The 13,837-nt window shown below is 73.3% G+C and carries 14 protein-coding genes; 2 read left to right on the forward strand and 12 right to left on the reverse strand.

Annotated features, from left to right (window positions below; genetic code table 11):
* Positions 1 to 127 precede the first annotated feature (127 nt).
* The gene (gene trpS / locus ACIP5K_RS19970) at positions 128 to 1,213 is read left to right on the forward strand and encodes a tryptophan--tRNA ligase (protein ID WP_401411208.1); all 1,086 of its coding nucleotides are present in this window, start codon (positions 128 to 130) and stop codon (positions 1,211 to 1,213) included.
* A gap of 21 nt (positions 1,214 to 1,234) precedes the next feature.
* Here the strand turns inward: trpS and ACIP5K_RS19975 are convergent, their stop codons facing one another.
* The 8 genes from ACIP5K_RS19975 to ACIP5K_RS20010 all read right to left on the reverse strand — a co-directional run bounded on the left by ACIP5K_RS19975 (position 1,235) and on the right by ACIP5K_RS20010 (position 7,415).
* Entirely contained in the window at positions 1,235 to 2,485 is a 1,251-nt protein-coding gene (locus ACIP5K_RS19975) for a cytochrome P450 (RefSeq protein ID WP_401411210.1), read from the reverse strand.
* Positions 2,482 to 3,099, reverse strand: a complete 618-nt coding sequence (locus tag ACIP5K_RS19980) for a GTP-binding protein (protein ID WP_401411211.1) — start codon at positions 3,097 to 3,099, stop codon at positions 2,482 to 2,484. Before ACIP5K_RS19980 ends, ACIP5K_RS19975 begins: the two co-directional genes overlap by 4 nt.
* Positions 3,080 to 3,439, reverse strand: coding sequence for a DUF742 domain-containing protein (locus ACIP5K_RS19985; protein WP_401411213.1), 360 nt, complete (start codon positions 3,437 to 3,439; stop codon positions 3,080 to 3,082). The genes ACIP5K_RS19980 and ACIP5K_RS19985 overlap by 20 nt, the downstream gene beginning before the upstream one ends.
* Positions 3,436 to 3,855, reverse strand: coding sequence for a roadblock/LC7 domain-containing protein (locus ACIP5K_RS19990; protein ID WP_351455340.1), 420 nt, complete (start codon positions 3,853 to 3,855; stop codon positions 3,436 to 3,438). The genes ACIP5K_RS19985 and ACIP5K_RS19990 overlap by 4 nt, the downstream gene beginning before the upstream one ends.
* 221 nt (positions 3,856 to 4,076) lie before the next feature.
* The gene (locus ACIP5K_RS19995) at positions 4,077 to 5,861 is read right to left on the reverse strand and encodes an ATP-binding protein (protein WP_401411215.1); all 1,785 of its coding nucleotides are present in this window, start codon (positions 5,859 to 5,861) and stop codon (positions 4,077 to 4,079) included.
* Between the two features lie 348 nt (positions 5,862 to 6,209).
* Positions 6,210 to 6,401, reverse strand: a complete 192-nt coding sequence (locus ACIP5K_RS20000; protein ID WP_401411216.1) for a hypothetical protein — start codon at positions 6,399 to 6,401, stop codon at positions 6,210 to 6,212.
* 247 nt (positions 6,402 to 6,648) lie between these two features.
* Complete coding sequence (locus ACIP5K_RS20005) at positions 6,649 to 7,098, reverse strand: hypothetical protein (protein WP_401411217.1); 450 nt, start codon at positions 7,096 to 7,098, stop codon at positions 6,649 to 6,651.
* Positions 7,099 to 7,133: 35 nt separating this feature from the next.
* Positions 7,134 to 7,415: a zinc-ribbon domain-containing protein gene (locus tag ACIP5K_RS20010; RefSeq protein WP_401411219.1), complete on the reverse strand. Its 282-nt coding sequence runs from the start codon at positions 7,413 to 7,415 to the stop codon at positions 7,134 to 7,136.
* A 304-nt stretch (positions 7,416 to 7,719) separates the two neighbouring features.
* On the opposite strand from ACIP5K_RS20010, the gene ACIP5K_RS20015 reads away from it, so the two are divergent.
* On the forward strand, positions 7,720 to 8,211 hold the full coding sequence (locus ACIP5K_RS20015) for a peptidylprolyl isomerase (protein ID WP_401411221.1): 492 nt from the start codon (positions 7,720 to 7,722) through the stop codon (positions 8,209 to 8,211).
* A 69-nt stretch (positions 8,212 to 8,280) separates the two neighbouring features.
* On the opposite strand, the gene ACIP5K_RS20020 is transcribed toward ACIP5K_RS20015, so the two are convergent.
* From ACIP5K_RS20020 to ACIP5K_RS20035, 4 genes are all read right to left on the reverse strand, one after another.
* Positions 8,281 to 9,024 (reverse strand): ferredoxin reductase, encoded by a 744-nt coding sequence (locus ACIP5K_RS20020; RefSeq protein WP_401411222.1) that lies wholly within the window; start codon positions 9,022 to 9,024, stop codon positions 8,281 to 8,283.
* Positions 9,017 to 9,622, reverse strand: coding sequence for a sulfite oxidase-like oxidoreductase (locus ACIP5K_RS20025; protein ID WP_401411367.1), 606 nt, complete (start codon positions 9,620 to 9,622; stop codon positions 9,017 to 9,019). The genes ACIP5K_RS20020 and ACIP5K_RS20025 overlap by 8 nt, the downstream gene beginning before the upstream one ends.
* A 109-nt stretch (positions 9,623 to 9,731) precedes the next feature.
* Positions 9,732 to 11,912 carry an FUSC family protein gene (locus ACIP5K_RS20030; RefSeq protein ID WP_401411370.1) on the reverse strand — a complete coding sequence of 727 codons (2,181 nt, stop codon included), beginning with the start codon at positions 11,910 to 11,912 and terminating at the stop codon, positions 9,732 to 9,734.
* 268 nt (positions 11,913 to 12,180) lie between these two features.
* Positions 12,181 to 13,803 (reverse strand): penicillin-binding transpeptidase domain-containing protein, encoded by a 1,623-nt coding sequence (locus ACIP5K_RS20035; RefSeq protein ID WP_401411224.1) that lies wholly within the window; start codon positions 13,801 to 13,803, stop codon positions 12,181 to 12,183.
* Positions 13,804 to 13,837 lie beyond the last annotated feature (34 nt).

Raw genomic sequence — 13,837 nt, forward strand, 5'->3', positions numbered from 1 at the left:
CCACAGCCACGCACGAACAAGGGCCGTCCCCGGACGGCCCTTCTCGCTTTCCCCCCGCGGACCCCCGCCGGCGGAGGCCGGGCCGCCCCGAGGGCGACCACGACCCGTCGCACCGCAGGGAGAGACCATGACCACCACCGCCGAACACCCCACCACCGACGTCCTCGGCACCGCCGCCGCGCGGGCCCGCAGCACGGAACTGGAACAGCTCGTGCGCAGCGACCCGGCGCGCTTCCGGGTCCTCACCGGCGACCGGCCGACCGGACGGCTGCACCTCGGCCACTACTTCGGCACCCTCCACAACCGCGTCAGACTCCAGGACCTCGGCGTCGAGACCTTCGTCCTCGTCCCCGACTACCAGGTCCTCACCGACCGCGACGTCGCCGAGAACCTGAAGGAGTACGTGGCCCAGCTGGTCCTCGATCACCTGGCCGTCGGCATCGACCCGGAGCGGTCCACGATCTTCACCCACAGCGCGGTGCCCGCCCTCAACCAGCTGCTGCTGCCGTTCCTCAGCCTCGTCTCCGTCGCCGAACTGAACCGCAACCCCACTGTGAAGGACGAGATCGTCCACTCCCGCCAGGCCGCCGTCAGCGGGCTGATGCTCACCTACCCCGTCCACCAGGCGGCCGACATCCTCTCCGTCAAGGCCAACCTGGTCCCCGTCGGCCAGGACCAGCTGCCCCACCTGGAGATCACCCGCACCGTCGCCCGCCGCTTCAACGACCGCTACGGCCGGGGCGCGGAGATCTTCCCCCGCCCCGAGGCGCTGCTCTCCGAGGCACCGTCGCTGCTCGGCACCGACGGCACCAAGATGAGCAAGAGCCGCGGCAACGCCATCGCCCTGTCCGCCGACGCCGACGAGACGGCACGGCTGCTGCGCGGCGCGAGGACCGACGCCGACCGCCGCATCACGTACGAGCCGGCGACCCGCCCCGAGGTCTCCTCGCTGGTGCTGCTCGCCGCGCTCTGCGAGGGCACCGACCCGCGCCGGGTCGCCGAGGAACTGGGCGACGGGGGAGGGGCCGCCCTCAAACGCCGCGTCACCGAGGCGGTGAACACCCGCCTGGCCCCGATCCGCGCCCGCCGCGCCGCCTACGCCCGGGACCCGCACCTGGTCCGGGACGTGCTGCGGGCCGGCAACGCCACAGCAGGCGCCCTCGCCGAACAGACCCTCGACGAGGTACGCGCCGCCATGCGCAGCGACTACTGAACGGCCCCCGCGAGCGGCCGTTCACTGCACGACCGGCGTGAAGGCCACCGGCAGCGCCGTCAGCCCCCGCATCCAGATCGACGGCCGCCAGGACAGCTCGGCCGGCTCCACCGCGAGCACCAGGTCCGGGAGCCGGTCGAGCAGGGTCTCCACCGCGGTGCGCGCGATGACGTCGGCGAGCAGCGGGGCGGGATAGGGGCAGCGGTGCTCGCCGTTGCTGAACGACAGGTGCGCCGCGTTCTCCGCCCCGACATGGCCCTCCGGCCAGATCTGCGGGTCCGAGTTGGCGGCGGCGAGCCCCAGCACGACGCAGTCGCCCGCGCGGATCTGCCGTCCGCCGAGCTGGGTGTCGCGCACGGCCCAGCGGCCGATGAAGTTCTGCGTCGGGGTGTCCAGCCAGAGCACCTCGTTCAGCGCCTCGCCGACGCTGAGCCGGCCGCCCGACACGTTGATCGCGAACCGCTCGTCGGTGAGGAGCAGCCGCAGCGTGTTGCAGATCCAGTTCGCGGTCGGCTGCTGCGCCGCCGCGATCACCGAGATCAGGTCCTGCACGATCTCCTCGTCGGTCAGCCCCGCCGGGTCCAGGATCATCCGGGACGTGACGTCGGCGCCCGGCCGCTCCCGCTTCTCCCGCACCAGGCGCTGGATGCGCTCACCGACCCGGACGTACGCGGCCACCGGGTCGTCGCCCTCGTGGGCGTCCAGCGAGATCCGCAGGTCGTCCACCAGGTCCTGGGTCTCGTCGGCGAGCTCGGGCATCCCGCACATCTGCACCGCGGCCCGCATCGCCAGCGCGTGCGCGTAGGCGGACATCAGCTCGGCCTGCCCGCTGCCCGCGAACGCGTTGATGAGCCGGTCGGCGATCTGCGCGCAGTCCCGCGCCAGCTCGAACTGGTCGACCTGCTCCAGGGCGTGAGTGATCACCCCGGCGCGACGGCGGTGCTCGTCGCCCTCGGTGAACAGGACCGACGGCTGATGGCCGACGAACGGCATGAGCGGCCAGTCGGCCGGGATGTGCTCCCACTGGTTCCAGCGCCGCGAGTCGCGAGCGAACAGCTCGTCGTGCGAGGTGACGTAGCCGACCTCGGCATACCCGAGCACCAGCCACGCGGGCACGTCGCCGTCGAGCAGCACCGGCGCCACCGGGCCGTGCTCCGAACGCAGCGCGCGGTACAGCTGCGACGGCGTCTGCTGGTACTCCAGGCCACTGAGCGGGACGGCGCCCGCGTGCGCGGGGCAGGCCGGTGCGGCGGAGGGCGTCGTTTCCGTCACGGTGTCGTCTCCTGGGCCATGGCGATGGCGTAGAGGTGGTCGACGAGGGTGATCAGCACGTCCTTGCCGGACGACCTGACCCGTGCGTCGCAGTCGACCATCGGGATGTGCGGGGGCAGCGCGAGGGCCTGGCGGATCTCGTCCAGGGAGTGCCGCACCGGCTCGTCGTCGAACCGGTTGACGGCCACGACGAACGGCGTGCCGTGGTGCTCCAGGCGGTCGATCGCGTACCAGGAGTCGTCCATGCGCCGGGTGTCGACGAGGACCACCGCGCCGAGGGTGCCGGAGAACAGCCGGTCCCACAGGAACCAGAACCGCTCCTGGCCGGGGGCGCCGAACAGGTAGAGCACCATGTGCTCGTTGAGGCTGATCCGGCCGAAGTCGAAGGCGACCGTGGTCGTCGTCTTGGAGGACACCGCCGAGGTCTCGTCGACGCCGACGCCCGCCTGCGTCATGACCTCCTCGGTGTTCAGCGGACGGATCTCGCTGACCGAGCGGACCAGCGTGGTCTTGCCGACCCCGAACCCGCCGACCACGACGATCTTGAGGCCGGTGTCCGCGCCGGCCGCGAGCGGTGTGCGCTGCGCGGGCAGCTCAGAGGTTGCGGAGCCCATGGAGCACCTCCTTGAGGAGAGCGGAATCGGGGAGTTCGGCGACGGACGGAGCGGCCCGCGGATGACGCGCGGTGATCTTGCCGCCCGCCTGGAGGTCGCCGAGCAGGATCCGCACGACCGTGATCGGCAGCCCCAGCTCGGCGGCGACCTCGACGACGGCCGTGGGGCGCCGGCACAGTTCGAGGATGCGGACGTGCTCGGACTGCATCCCGGAGGCCGGCTCGCACTCGCTCACCACCAGGGTCACCAGGTCGAAGGAGTCGTCGTCGGCGCGGCTGCGGCCCCCGGTGACCGTGTAGAGCCGGTCCGGGGCGCCGGTGTCCACCGGCCGCCGCGTCACTGGACTCCGCCGCCCGCGCCGGCCTGGCGCGGCGCCGCCCGCAGGTGCTCCCCGATCTGCTCGACCAGCTCCGACATCTGGTGGCCCACGACGCCGGGGTCGGCCTCCTCGTCGGCGACGACGGCGAGGTGCGCGCCGTCGCCCGCGTCGACGATGAAGAGCAGCCCGCCGTGGAACTCGGTCATCGAGTGCCGTACGCCGCCGCTGCCGTTGCCGAACTCCACGGACGCGCCCTGGGCGAGCGCCTGGATGCCGGAGCAGATCGCCGCGAGCTGGTCGGCCTGGTCGAGCGTCAGATGCTCGCTCCAGCACAGCTTCAGGCCGTCGCGGGACAGGACGAGGGCGTACCGGGTGCCGGGAGTGCGCTCGAGCAGGTTCTCCAGGAGCCAGGTCAGGCTGGTGTCAGTGGTCTGCATGGCGGGGTCGGGACGGCCCTTCCGACGGTCCGGAGAGGGCTGCCCGTGCCTCCAATCTCACGGTGTAGAGCGGTGACGAGCCGCGAAGGGGCGACGAAGACGGATGACGACGGATGACGACGGATGACGACGAATGACGGACGAAGGCGGATGACGACGGATGAAGGATGAAGACGGTTGTGTTCGGGCGGCTGCGCGACGCGTTCCGGGCGCGGCCGGGGTCAGTCCGTGGCGCCGGACCGGCCGGTGTCGTGCGCGCCCGGGTCCTGGGCGGCGTCGGGGGCGCCGGGCCGCGGCGCCTCCTTCGCCCTGCGCGCGGCGTGGAAGGCGCCGAAGCGGGCGCCTGCGTCCCGGGCCGGGGCGCGGTCGGTGGGCGGCGCGGGACGCGAGCGCTCCTGCTCGACCGCGGCCATCGTGCGGCCCGGAGGGCGGACCGGCAGGCCGTTCGGCGTCGACTCGACGGCTCCCGCGGGGCGCGGCGTGAGCGGTTCGGCGGGGTGGGTGAGATTCACGGTGTCCGTGCTGCTCGGGGCGGCCGGTGTGCCCGCGGTGGGTGTGGGGTCCGGTGCGGGGGCCGGGACGGCGCCGTGGGCGGGGGCGGTGTCGGCGCGCTCGTGCGTCTCGGCGGGGGTCGGGCGCGGGACGGTGACGGGCGGTGCCTGCTCGCGGTGCTGGGCCAGGACCTGGGGCGGCAGCAGGACGACGACGCCGGTGCCGCCGCGCGAGGACGGACGGTAGTTGACCGCGATGCCGTACTTGGCGGCGAGGCGGCCGACCACGGCCAGCCCGAGCCGGGTGCCCTGGAGCGACGCCAGGTCGGTGACCTGGCCGGACACCGCCTCCTCGGCGCGCCGCATGGCCGCGTCGGCCATCTTCAGGCCGCTGTCCTCGATGGTGACGACGAGTCCGGCGGAGCGCTCCTCCACGTACACGTGCACCTCGTCGATGGGCGGCGAGAAGTTCGCCGCGTTGTCCATCAGCTCGGCGAGCAGATGCATCACGCCCTCGGCCGCGAAACCGGCGATCGCCGCGTCGGTCGCGCAGTGCAGCCGCACCCGCTGGTAGGCGGCGATGCGTCCGACGGCGCCGCGCAGCACGCTCTCCATCACGATCGGCCGGTTCCAGGCGCGGCTCGACCGGCCGCCCATCAGGAGCGCCAGCCGGTCCGTCATCAGCCCGAGCTGGGAGGTGGCGTGATCGAGCCGCAGGAGGTCGCCGAAGACCTCCTCGCCGTGCCGCTCCTGCATGGTGCGCAGGTCGGCGAGCATGCTCACGGACTTCGCCTGCACCCGGCCCAGCGCCTTCGCCGACGCGGCCTGTGCGGCGGCGCCGCGCCGCTCGCTCAGGGCCAGTTCCCGGAGAAAAGTTTCGGCGGGAACCCTCAACAGGGGGTTCTCGGGCCAGATCGGCTCGGCGAGCACGGTGTCGGCCGAGGCGCCCTCGCGCAGCCGCTGCACGGCGGCGGGGAAGGTCTCGACGGTGAGCCGGTCCAACTCGGCTGCCGCCGTGCGCAGTTCGTCCCGGGCGGCGTCCCGCTCGGCCGCGAACAGGCGGGCCCGGTGCTCGGCCTCGCCGAGGCTGGTGGTGAACTCCTGGAGAATGCGCGCCAGTTGCGGGTCGTGGGGCGCGGCGGGGGCGGGGACCCGGCCGTCCTGGAGGTGCCGCACCACGCCGGGCAGCGTGACGTTCACCAGCTGGGCCGCCTCGGCGGACTGCTGGGTCAACCGGCCGCCGGTGGCGGCGAGTTCGGCCCGGGCGTGCTGCGCGTCCCGCCGGGCGCGGCCCAGGGACGCGGTCTGCACGGCCACGACGACCGCGAGGAACAGCCAGGCGGTCAGGGCCGTCCACAGCGCCCAGGTGCGCGCCGCCGCCGGAGCGAGCGCCACCGCGCCGCCTGCCGCGGCGGCGGCCACCACCAGCACGGTGAGCGCCGCGACCAGCGACGGTCGGCCCGCCCCGGCTTTCGGCTGAGAGCGGGCAGTGGAGGGTGGAGCAGGCACTGACATTCCGCGGTCCCTCGGTCGTTGCGTGCGGGGAGCGGCCGCTCGACCGGTCGGGTCGGCGGCGGATCCGGGCCGTCCGCGCCGAAGAGGACGCCGATCATCCGGACCGTACGAACGCTCATGCTAGTCACGCCGCGCGACGGGAAGACCCGACAAGCCGGGCAGTTCTCCCGGCGGGCGACTTCGTCGCGAACTCGCCCTTGCCGCCACCGGTCGTGGTAGCTGCCGCTCTGACCTTATATGCGTCGTGAAGTCGAGGTGGGGGTGGGTGCCGGGGGACGGGCTGAATCACCGGAAGGTGTTCTTCCGTGCGACAGCAATGCGCCGTTGAGCGAGAGCTTTCGGCCAACATCACTTGTTCTCCACGACAATCCAGTGGCCGACCTCCCGGTACCGGGAGTCGTGGATCGCCGCGCCGTCACCCGGCGTCAGGGCGAAGTGCTGGAGATTGCCGCCCCAGTACCGCAAGGCGCGGCCCAGTTCGCGCGCCGCGTCGCCGTCGAAAGCGTGGTCACCCATGTCGATCTCGAGGAGGAACTTCATGCCTTCCACCCTGTCATTGAACCGCCCGTTGAGACTTTTGACGGCGTGGTGGCGCGGCACGGGACCGGCCCGAAGATTTCCGTGAATCGGTGTGCATGCTCCGCCCGATCCCGGGAACCTGAGAACGGACAGGCTCTGGCAGCCCCACCCCCCCCGGGCGCTCGAGCATGAGCCCCGCCGCCTCTGCTCTCCCCCCTGCGAGGCGGCGGGGCTGTCGTCGTTCCGGACCCGGTCCGGTCCGCACCGGCTAGCGGGCGGGCGGTTCCCCGCGCTCGCGCAGGTACGCCTCGGAGCGCTCGGCCAGCCGCCGGAAGTGCGGCCAGACGGGAAAGGCCCGGGGCCGCTGGGCGTCGCGGTACGCGAGGAAGGGGCCGGCGGAACGCTGGAGCGTGACCAGGGACGCCGCCCACAGCTCCAGGAAGTCCTTCTCCCGCACGTAGTTCTTCGCGCAGTAGAAGCCGGCGACGTCGAGGGAGGCCAGGGCCCGGTTGGCGAGCTCGTACTCCTCGGGCGTCAGCTCCTCGACGCCGCCCCGCATCTCGTGCAGCACCTTCCGCCCCGCCTGGAGCTTCGGGTCGATCAAGGACTCGTGCAGTTTCAGGTAGATGTCCCGCCGGTCGTTGCGTACCGAGCGGAAGATCGAGTAGAGGCTGAGCAGCAGCGCGACGGCCGATATGGCGACCGCGATCTGGTTCATGCGGGTCCCTTCCCCCGGACGGTCGGAGGCGGTCCCTAACCCTGGTGGTGGTGCGGCTGCTGGGCCGGGTGGTTCTGCGGGGCGGCGGCCGTGGCGAGCATGCCCTCCGCCTGCTCCTTCGGCAGCTGGTGCTCCAAACCGCAGAACGTGCACTGCGTGCGGTACTTCGTCGAGATCGGGAACAGCGGGACGAAGAAGAGCGTGAACTTGGTGACGTACTTGCGCAGCGCGTGCGCCGACGGGTTGCCGCAGCCGCCGCAGACGAGCGTGAGCATGGCGAGCTGGTACAGGTATCCGCGCGTGCCGAAGATGATCATGGGTGTCCCCTCCCGGTCGATGGCCTCCGCCGAGCGTGGGGCCTCGCGTCATCGTAGGCGGCCCAAGTGAGCGTCCGGCAGGGGGTATTCGTGGACGGCCGGGCCGCCGCCCGCGGACGGCGTGCTCCAGGTCGCTGCGCGCGCGGCGCACCGTGCGCGCGGGCCCGCGCCACGCGACGCGCGCGACCCGCCGCCGGTCCGAGTCGGCCACAATGCGCAGCCGGACGACCACGGAACGTGCGAATGCGGCCACGCCGACCGCCCGAATCGGCAATTCGGGGGTCGTGATGAAAGGATTGCTCTCATGGCAATCAAGACCTACTTCGACATCACGATCAACGACGAGCCCGCCGGGCGGATCACGTTCAACCTCTTCGAGGACGTCGTCCCGCAGACCGCCGAGAACTTCCGTGCCCTGTGCACGGGCGAGAAGGGCTTCGGCTACGCCGGCTCGTCCTTCCACCGTGTCATCCCGCAGTTCATGCTCCAGGGCGGCGACTTCACCGCCGGTAACGGCACGGGCGGCAAGAGCATCTACGGCGAGAAGTTCGCCGACGAGAACTTCCAGCTCAAGCACACCAAGCCGGGCCTGCTCTCGATGGCCAACGCCGGCCCGAACACCAACGGCTCGCAGTTCTTCATCACCACCATCGTCACCGACTGGCTCGACGGCAAGCACGTCGTCTTCGGCGAGGTCGAGGACGGCATGGAGCTCGTGAAGAAGATCGAGTCCCTCGGCTCGCGCAGCGGTGCCACCGCGGCGAAGATCACGATCGCCGAGTCCGGCCAGCTCTGATCCCCAGCGCATCCGGGAAGCCGGGAACCCGCCCCAGCGGCGGGTTCCCGGCTTCCCGCGTCGTCGGTCCTAGCCGAAGCGCTCGATGCGGATGCGTTCCACGGGCTGGCCGAGGTCGACCAGCAGCCGCGAGGCGTGCTCGGCGAACGCGTTCGAGCCGCACACGTACGCCTCCCACGCGGGCGCGCCCGGCGTGAAGCACGGCGCCAGATGGTCGGCGGCCAGCCGTCGGCGCTCGCCCTGACGGGTGAGCACCGGCGTCGTCTCGTCCCCGTACTCGGCGGCGTAGATCAGTTCCCCGGCGGTGCGCGCGGACACGAACAGGCGCAACGGCACGCTCAGCCGTCGCAGCCGGTGGTGGCGCAGCATCGACATCAGCGGGACCACGCCCGACCCCGCGCCGATCAGCAGCGCAGGCCGGTCGCCGGGCCAGGCGAAGAAGCCGCTGAGCGGGCCGCGGACCTCCACCGCGTCGCCGGCCGCGGCGACGGTGTGCAGATGGCCGGAGACCTCGCCGTCGGCCACGTGGTCGAGGGTCAGCTCGATGTGCCCGGTGTCGTCCGGCGGCGAGGCGAGCGAGTAGTGCCGCTGCGCGGTGTAGCCGTCCGCGGCGGTCAGCCGCAGGATCAGGTGCTGGCCCGGCAGATGCCCCTGCCAGCCCGGTACCGCGAACCGGAACGTGGACGCGCGCGGCGTCTCGCGCCGGATCCCGGTGATCACCGCGCGCTGCCACGCGGCGGCGGTCTGCCGGCCGACGGCGATCCGCCCGGGCACCGCGAACCGGGTGGGCGGTGTGAAGGTCGTCTCAGTCACCGGAGTACCGCTGCTCCTGCCAGGGGTTTCCCCGCGCGTGGTACCCGTTCTGCTCCCAGAAGCCGGGCTCGTCGTGGTCGAGCAGCCGCAGCCCCGCGAGCCACTTCACGCTCTTCCAGAAGTACAGGTGCGGCACCAGCAGCCGGGCGGGCCCGCCGTGCTCGGCCGGCAGCGGCTCGCCGTCGTGGGTGAAGGCCACCCACGCCCGGCCGCCGCGCACATCGGCGAGCGGCAGGTTGGCCGAGTAACCGGTGTGCGCGTAGGCCACCACGTGCGTGGCGCGGGCGTCGGGCCGTACGGCGTCGAGGAAGGCGTCCAGCGGTACGCCGCCGAAGCGCACCCCGAACTTCGACCAGCCCGTCACGCAGTGGATGTCGCCCTCGTACCCGGAACCGGGCAGCGCCCGCGCCTCGTCCCAGGTCCAGGTGCGCGCCTCGGCCACGAGGCCGTCGACGCGGAAGGTCCAGTCCCGCTCGGCGATCAGCGGCGTCACCTCGGCGGACAGCACCGGCCAGTCGTCGCGCGCGTCGTACTGGCCGGGCGGCAGCCCCGGATCGTGACTGCGGGGGCGCCCCACGAAGCCGCGGGTGACGGGCACGGTCATGCTCAGAACTCCAGGTCGAGAGGGGCGCGGCAGGCACACGCGCGCGGGACCAGCCTGCCATCCCGTCCCCCTGCGACGCACATCCGTTCGTCCGCCGCCCGTGCTACGCGCGCGGCCCGACGGGCACGCCGAGCGGCCGGGCCAGACCCGTGATGCCCTCGTCGAGGCGCTGGAGGTGGCGCAGCACGCGGAACGTGACGGTGTTCGCGGCCGGCATGCCCAGCCCGTCGGTCTCCAGCATCGCGGTGATGCTCGCGCCCGACTCGACGCGCCCGGTGTCCGCCGTGCCGTTCACGTGGGCGATCAGGACGTCGATGTTGTGGTCGATGCGCTGCGCCGCGCGCGCCAGACGCGGATCCGCGCCGATCCGGTTGCTGTACGGGACGAGCTCCGCCGTCGCCGCCAGCGAGCGGGCGTGGTACGCCGAGGTCTCCAGCAGGGCCACCAGATAGCGGGCCGTCTGCCGGCGCTCGCGCAGCGGTGTGATCGGGTGCGTCAGCGGCTGGGTCCCCGCCCGCAGCTCGTCCAGGGAGGTGTCCAGGTCGCGGGCCTTGTCGAGCAGGTCCGCGGCCGGACCGCCGCTGAGCTGGCCCACGGCGCCCTCGACGACGTCGCCGAGCCGCTCCAGGACGGTGGCGAGCTGTTCGTCGGTGCGCCGGTCGGTGCGGACCGGCAGCACCAGGATCGCGGCGATGATGCCGCAGGCCGCCCCCAGCGCCGTCTCCTCGATGCGCAGCACGAGCACGTCGAGGCTGTAGGTGTTCAACAGGGTGTAGAGCAGGCCGAGCATCGCCGTCACGAAGAACGACATGAGCGCGTACGACAGGGGAGCCGTGAAGAACATGGCGAACACGCAGACCAGGACCAGCACGAACGCCAGCCAGGTGTGGTGCCCGACCGCGCCCGCGAGCGCCACACCGGCGACGACGCCCAGCACGGTGCCCAGCAGCCGGCGGTAGCCCTTGACGACGATCTCGCCGGTGGAGGCCGTGTTCAGGAAGACGACCCAGCAGGTCAGGACCGCCCAGTACCAGCGCTGCTCGGACAGGAACTCGCCGCCGACGATGGCGAGCGCCGACCCGACGGCGACCTGGAACGCGGCCCGCGTGGTGGGCCGCCGCAGACCGGCGGCGTCCTCCTCGTCGGCCGTCTCCGGGTCCTTCTCGGTGCTCGTTATGGACACGTCCTCGGCGTCGAACTCCTCGCGCGACCGGGTCGTCGCGGGGGAGTCGTCGGACTCGTCCTGCGGTCCGTCGAGCGCGAGCCGCAGCCCCAGGACGGAGCGGGCCGCCTCACCGATGCCGCGGAACACGTCCTGCACGGCGAGGGTCGTGCCGGGCGGGATGCACTCCTCGTCGCGGTAGCCGAGCAGCCGGTTGCGGACGTGGGCGACGGCCGTGCCGCGGTTCGCCTCGGCGGGCCGGGCCACCATCAGGCGCAGGGCGCCCAGGTCGCGCCGGAGCAGCGCGGTCGACTCGTCCTCGGCGCGCAGCAGCTTCCCGGTGGCGGGCACCGGGGCGCCCGGCAGATGCAGGGTCAGCGTGTCGGCGCGCTCCGCGCTGCGGGCGGTCAGCAGCAGCATGCCGAGGCGCTCGGCGGCCACCTCGGCGTCGGCGACGCGGCGCTGGATGAGCGCCGCCGCCGCGTCGTCGCGGGTGCCGTCCTCCAGGCGTCCCTGGATCATCAGCGCGGTCTCGTGCAGCCGGGCGGTGTGCCGCCGCAGGTCGTCGAGGACGTCGTCCAGCGCGCCGGGCGGCGCGTCGAGCAGTTGCGTCTGGGCGTCCACGAGCTGGGCGAGCCGCGCCCGGAACGCGTCGCGCAGCCGCCCGAGCACCCGCTGCGGCGTCTCCGGCACCAGCGCGAACCGGGCCACGGCGCTACAGGCGAAGGCGATCGCCAAGGTGCCGAACAGCAGCGGCAGTTGATCCACCGACGCGTTCACGAACAGGGACACGAAATACACCTGAAAACCGATCAGGCCGAGCGCGGTGCCCCGGTCGCCGAATCTGCGGCTGTAGACCGCGCCGAAGATGAGCGCGACGAAGAACATGTCGCCGAAGACGACCAGGCTGTGCAGCACCGCGCCGAGCGTCATCGCCACGAGCGCGGTCGGCAGCCCGAGCGCCAGGGTGAGGGCCTGGCCCCGCACGGTCTTCTCCCGGATCGCGAACGTGCCGACCATCGCGGCCATCGCCCCCGCGACCATGTGCGTCACATCGGTGCCGAGCAGGGCCAGCACGGCGAGGGCGAGCCCGATCGCGGCCACCGTGCGCACTCCGGCCATCAGCCGCAGCAGCCCCGGGTCGGAGGCCACGAAGCGGTCCCACGTCGCGGTCAGGGTCGGCCGTCGCGCCACCTGCGTCACTCCAAGATCGATCCGACGTTCGTGTCCCCGAGCATACGAGCACACGGACGCGGCCCCGACGTGCGCATGGCCCGGCCGCGGTCGCGCGGACCGCGAGGCGGGCGAGGGACGACGATCACGGATCTGAACCGCTGTGGCGTGCCGCGGGGTTGAGCGGCACGCCCGGGGGACGGCGGGGGAGCGCGGGTCACCGCACGGATCTGAGGACGGCCGCCACCAGCGGCCCCGACGACTCGCCGCCCCGGCCGCCGCGCCGCATCACGGCGGAGGCGGCGAGGTCGCCGTGCCAGGCGGCGAACCAGCCGTTGGGCTCCTTCTGCCCGATGACCTCGGCCGATCCGGTCTTCGCGCCGATGTCGCCGGTCAGCCCCGCCATCGAGCCGGCCGCGGACCCGGACGTCGCCGTGGTGTGCAGAAGATCACGCAGCTGCGCGTGCGCGGCCGCGTCGAGGGGCCGGTGCGCGGTGGCCAGCGTGCGTCGGTCCACGTCCGGGGCGACGAGATAGGGCTGCCGGAACCGTCCCGTGCGCGCGGTCGAGATCACCGAGGCCATCGTCAGCGGGTTCATCCGCACCTCGCCCTGCCCGATCATCGAGGCCGCCTTCGACGCGGCGTGCTCGACGGGGACCGCTCCGGCGAACACGTCGACCCCCGCCGACCAGCGCTCCCCGATGCCGAACACGTCACGGGCCTGCCGGGACAGCGCGTCGTCGGCGATCTTCCCGGCCTGGGTGATGAAGGCGGTGTTGCAGGACGCGGCGAAACTGCTGCGGAACGTACCGCCGACGATGTCGAAGTCGTCCACGTTGTGGAACGTCCAGCCGCCGTAGCTGGCGTTCTTCGGGCACGGGTGCGGCCGGTCGGGAGCGGCGAGCTTCTTCTCCAGCAGCAGCGACGCCGTGATCATCTTCATGGTGGAGCCGGGCGCGAGCCGCCCCCGCAGCGCCGTGTCGGAGCCGCCCGCTCCCGACCCGGCGACGGCGAGGACCGCGCCGGTCGACGGCCTGAGCACGACCAGCGAGGCGTCCGGACGCAGCGCGACCTCCCGCTCGGCGGCCCGCTGGACGCCCGCGTCGATCGTGGTCCGCACCCGTCCCGGCGCCCCCTGGGGCACGGACGCCAGCACCTGTCCGCCGGGAGCGGTCCGCAGCTCGGCGCCCGGCCGCCCGCCCGCCGAGCGGCCGTAGCCGCGCGCGAGCCCGTCCACCACGGGGGCGAGCGAGGGGAACGTCCGGAGGTCGAGCGGCCGCCCGGTCCGGTCGAGCGCGTCGACCCGCGCCGGACCCGTCTCGCGGACCTCGAACCGCCCGCCGTCGCCCAGCCGGGGCTGGAGCACACCCGGCCGCCAGTCCACGACGGGCTCCCCGTCCCCGGCCCGCCGCACCACGGTGAGCCCGGAGTCGTACGCCACCGGAGCGGTCCCGCCCCCGTACGCGAACCGGGCGCGCACGGAGAACGGGACCCGCGCGCCCTCGGGCGTGCGGGCCGTCAGGCGTACGGGGGTGAGGTGGGCGGCGTCACGGTAGTCGCGCAGCGCCCTGCCGGCGGCCCGCGCGTCGTCGGTGCGGTCCGCCGCGCGCTCCGGGTCGCCCCCGGCCCAGGCGTCGAGGAACCGGTCGGCGGCGCCGCGGACCTCGGCGGCCGACAGCGGCCCGGTCCGTGGCGCCGGGTCGTCCGCCGCCGTGAGCGCCCAGCCGCCGGCCCCGAGGGCGACGACGGCGACCGCGCCGCCGATCCACACACCGAGTCTCCCGCCGGTGCCGCGCCGCTCGTCGCCCACGGGTCCTCCGCCCTGCCGAAGCCTCGACATCCTGACGCCTCACCGTAGGCAGGTCCCGAGTGCG

Origin of the sequence: Streptomyces sp. NPDC088785 (assembly GCF_044750685.1) — a bacterium.
GTDB lineage: Bacteria > Actinomycetota > Actinomycetes > Streptomycetales > Streptomycetaceae > Streptomyces.